We start from the raw sequence: 3,891 nt of genomic DNA on the forward strand, positions 1-3,891 counted from the left end.
TACGTCCACTGGTGGAATCATCATCGCATTCACGGCAGTCTCAACTATCAAACACCAATGGCTAGGCGAGTTATCGCTTAACAAAAAGCACTTTATAAATTTTGTACAGAAAAGGGTTGCCTTTTCACGATACAAATTTAATTTTCATAATAGTTTCTCTCTATATCATATTATTAACCTCCGCGGGTATGATTGGTTAAATCATTCATGGGCATTTCACCCGCTGTCCTTTTACGATGGCAGCCTGAACGTTCAGAAGTATCATTGTCCTTATTTGTGGTCATGGCAGATAGAGAACCACTCTATTTTATAACTAATAATTTTCGCTCCTATCACGGCGTATCTCACTAAATTGCTCGACAAATAAGAAAGTCCCACCTCGGTTTATTCAATTGTCAATGAACAAATCAAGGAGAGACTATTTTATTTTATGTTTAATCCTATCTGGACAATCTGTTAATCCTAATAGGTAATCCGTACTAACGTTATAGAGTTTAGAAAGCTGCACAAGAACATCTGCCGTTAAGGCAACCTCTCCTCTCTCAATCTTTGCATAGTTTGCATGAGAGAAGGAAAGTAAATTTGCAACAAACTTTTGAGTGAGATCATGATCTTCCCTCAAATCTCTTATCCGTTGGTACATCTAGCTTTCTCCTAAGAAAAAGTATATGTCACTTTGAGAAAAAATCTCGAAAATTGTCATAATATGACAACATCACTTTAAATTATTTATTGCGAACTAATGACTATAAAATATTGATTCATTTTAGAACATATATTCATAACATCCTATAACTACTTGATTACACTACAAAAAACTAGAGACAATCTAAATGACAAAACAATAATATCTAGACCGCAATTGAAAAAACGTAAACCGATTTAGCAAAGTAATAGAAAATAATAAACTCACGAAGTAGAAAACGCCTTATTGTAATTGATACAGCGAGAAAACCGAAACAATTCTTATTTATACTGATAGTAAGACTGAGAATTAGTAAAGCTTATATCGTTTAGAACGTTATCGCACAAGGAACGCTCTTTCGACTACCATTAACTATCATGCGTAGCAACATGTATATTGTTAGATAACGACAATTAGATACTAAATTTTATTTATCAATTAATTTGTCTAATTTAAGACAGTTACATAAATTACATTATCCTCTTTTTTCTAGTTCATAACATGTTAATCTGTAAAAAATCACACTAAACAGAAGATTAACAAAGATAAAAATAGTAAGTTCTAATAGTGAAAAATCTTCTAAAGCTCTACTTCTCAATGCTATCACAGGTTGTGAATATGGGTAAAATTTATTTAAGTTTTCATTCAAAAACAATAAGACAAACCCGCCCATAGCGCCTAAAGCTGAAATGCCAATTGATTGACCAAAACTTCTAGTTTTAGCATAGGCAAACGCTTGTATGCATAAAATTGATAAAGAGCTCAAAATAGATAAAAGTGTCCATTTTAAAGTTAATAGGACAAAAGAAGAGAGTTCAACATTAGCTACTTTTAAAGCTACAATATAAACAATTAGTATGAGGAATTGAATTGGAATGACTAATGCAGTAACGGTAAATAGCTTGCTTATCAGTAACTTTTTGATAGATACTGCATTTGAACATAACATTTCCAAATTTTTTCTTTCAAACTCTTGAATTAAAGATATTGCTATAAAAATTGCGAGCATTGGAGGATAAAGAATTTGAGTATAATAGAAAGTTAATTGTCCCCACATCACTTTATCCTGTGTACCATCAATTAAAACTGATTGATTAGCAAAATAGGTACCTAAGCCAATAAAACTTGATAATGCTACAAAAACAACACCAATTATTAAAAGCTGAATTTTATTCAGCTTTTTCCATTCAGCTGAAATATAATGTCTCATTTTCTTTGTCTCTCTTTCTTCAAAAATATACTTCTTACAATAAGATATAACAGTAAACAATAAATTAGATATATTAAAAGTCTAAAGTATATTGATTGGTCAAATTTATAAAGATAGCTTGAATTATTTATTAGGGTAAATTTGTAAGGAGATAAATAAGCACAGCCAACCCATGGTATAGCGAATGTCCACAATATTGTAGATTTGGATGCTAATATTAAACCTATAAATCCACCTATAAAACCTGATGATAACAATAAGCCTTGTTTATCAGTAAACATTGCGAAAGTTAAATAAAAGCAAATGAGACTGAAACTTGACAAGAGTTGTCCTAAAATTTGAAGAATAGTAATTGTTAAAGGGACACTTACTCCGTTAACCATTGCAAATACATTCGTTGCTACTGTTTCTAAAATAGCTAATATAAAAAAGAAAACAGTTGATAAAATTAATTTACTGTAAAAAATTTTAGTTAATGTAGTTCCGTTTGCTTCCTGTAGCTTAAAAGTCTGCCCTTCAAGTTCATTAGAAACTATACGACTAGTGAAAATACTAATAGCTATAGGGAGAAAAAAGCTATTCATTGTTTGATTATTAAATAGTACACTAACTCCGTCATAACTTACTGAATTGATTTCACTACCAATACTAACTGTATTCCACAAAAAACCAATTAACAAGAGAACTATCGTAATAATAAACGATTTTGTCCGACGACTTTTTAATAATTCTATTTGCAGTGCATTAATCATTTTATAACTCCTTAGTTAATTCTAAAAATATATCTTCGAGATTTTCTTTTCTATGTTCTACACGAAAAATTGGAAAGTCTAGTTCAACCAAGGAACGGACTATATTAGCGATTTGCTCGTTATCAGTATTCCAGATTTTAATAAGTTTTGCGGTATATTCTACTTTTCTATTACCAAAACTATCACCAAAAAGAGGTTTTAATTTTTCAATGTCAAATTTTCCTTCAATTTCTACCCAATTATTTGCATTTATTTTTTCAATTTCTCCCTCATATACTAATCTCCCATGATTTATAATTCCAACTCTATCAGCAATCTGCTCAATTTCGGATAGAATATGGCTAGAGATAAAAATTGTTAGTCTTTCCTCTTTAGCCAAACGAATAATCAACTCACGTATCTCATGAATACCGGATGGATCTAATCCATTTGTCGGTTCATCCAATAATAATATCTGAGGTTCTTTTACTAAAGCAAATGCTAGGGCTAAACGCTGTTTCATACCCAAAGAGTAGGCTTTTACTAATTTTTTTCTATTTTTTTCTTCCGATAACCCCACAAGTTCAAGTGTTTTTAAAATATTCTCTTCTTTAAAACCTAACATTTTTTGAAAAACTAGTAGATTTTCATAACCCGTTAAATTTGGATAGTATGAAGGTTCTTCAATCATTGATCCTATATATTTTAGGTAATCGTTTGATTTGTTAATTGGAGCGTTCATTACTTCAATTGAACCAGAAGTAGGTTCAATTAATGATAGAATCATCTTCATTGTCGTAGTTTTTCCTGCACCATTAGGACCAAGGAAACCATAAATTTCCCCCTTTCTAACTGTAAGTCTCTCTAAATCGACTGATGCTACTCCTTTAAAATTTTTCTTCAATTTTTTTAGTTTTATTACTTCTGTCATTGTATAATCCATACCTTTCGTTTTAAATTTTTGTTAATGCCAACACTAAAGTACTAGACACTTTTATTACAAATAAATTTCTTGTAGTCCAAGTTATTCTTTTTTAAATCCTCGTGAGTTGATTTAATTACCTCACCTGTTTCATCATTTATAAAGATAACACTACCAACATAGTTCACAATATCCAAGTGGTGACTTACAATTAACTGAAAAGGCAACCCTTTTCTGTACAAAATTTATAAAGTGCTTTTTGTTAAGCGATAACTCGCCTAGCCATGGGTGTTTGATAGTTGAGACTGCCGTGAATGCGATGATGATTCCACCAGTGGACGTA

At 31.0% G+C, this 3,891-nt stretch carries 6 protein-coding genes; 1 reads left to right on the plus strand and 5 read right to left on the minus strand.

Annotated elements, in window-relative coordinates; genetic code table 11:
* Positions 1-81 (plus strand): IS3 family transposase (locus ABP870_RS10410; RefSeq protein ID WP_350015275.1); only part of this gene is annotated, 81 nt, incomplete at its 5' end.
* A gap of 337 nt (positions 82-418) precedes the next feature.
* On the opposite strand, the gene ABP870_RS10415 is transcribed toward ABP870_RS10410, so the two are convergent.
* From ABP870_RS10415 to ABP870_RS10435, 5 genes are all read right to left on the minus strand, one after another.
* Positions 419-643, minus strand: coding sequence for a helix-turn-helix domain-containing protein (locus ABP870_RS10415; protein ID WP_350015293.1), 225 nt, complete (start codon positions 641-643; stop codon positions 419-421).
* Positions 644-1,160: 517 nt separating this feature from the next.
* Complete coding sequence (locus tag ABP870_RS10420; RefSeq protein WP_350015294.1) at positions 1,161-1,895, minus strand: ABC transporter permease; 735 nt, start codon at positions 1,893-1,895, stop codon at positions 1,161-1,163.
* Positions 1,892-2,647: an ABC transporter permease gene (locus tag ABP870_RS10425; RefSeq protein ID WP_350015295.1), complete on the minus strand. Its 756-nt coding sequence runs from the start codon at positions 2,645-2,647 to the stop codon at positions 1,892-1,894. The genes ABP870_RS10420 and ABP870_RS10425 overlap by 4 nt, the downstream gene beginning before the upstream one ends.
* A gap of 1 nt (position 2,648) precedes the next feature.
* A complete protein-coding gene (locus tag ABP870_RS10430; RefSeq protein WP_350015296.1) occupies positions 2,649-3,557 on the minus strand; it encodes an ABC transporter ATP-binding protein in 909 nt (302 codons plus the stop codon).
* Between the two features lie 253 nt (positions 3,558-3,810).
* Positions 3,811-3,891 (minus strand): IS3 family transposase (locus ABP870_RS10435; protein ID WP_350015275.1); only part of this gene is annotated, 81 nt, incomplete at its 5' end.

Source organism: Streptococcus jiangjianxini (genome assembly GCF_040225085.1).
Lineage (GTDB): Bacteria > Bacillota > Bacilli > Lactobacillales > Streptococcaceae > Streptococcus > Streptococcus jiangjianxini.

What these genes read in the sequence shown, in the direction of transcription:
- ABP870_RS10415 (WP_350015293.1), bottom strand. Translation starts at nt 643, where the DNA reads ATGTACCAACGGATAAGAGATTTGAGGGAAGATCATGATCTCACTCAA.
- ABP870_RS10420 (WP_350015294.1), bottom strand. Translation starts at nt 1,895, where the DNA reads ATGAGACATTATATTTCAGCTGAATGGAAAAAGCTGAATAAAATTCAG.
- ABP870_RS10430 (WP_350015296.1), bottom strand. Translation starts at nt 3,557, where the DNA reads ATGACAGAAGTAATAAAACTAAAAAAATTGAAGAAAAATTTTAAAGGA.
- ABP870_RS10425 (WP_350015295.1), bottom strand. Translation starts at nt 2,647, where the DNA reads ATGATTAATGCACTGCAAATAGAATTATTAAAAAGTCGTCGGACAAAA.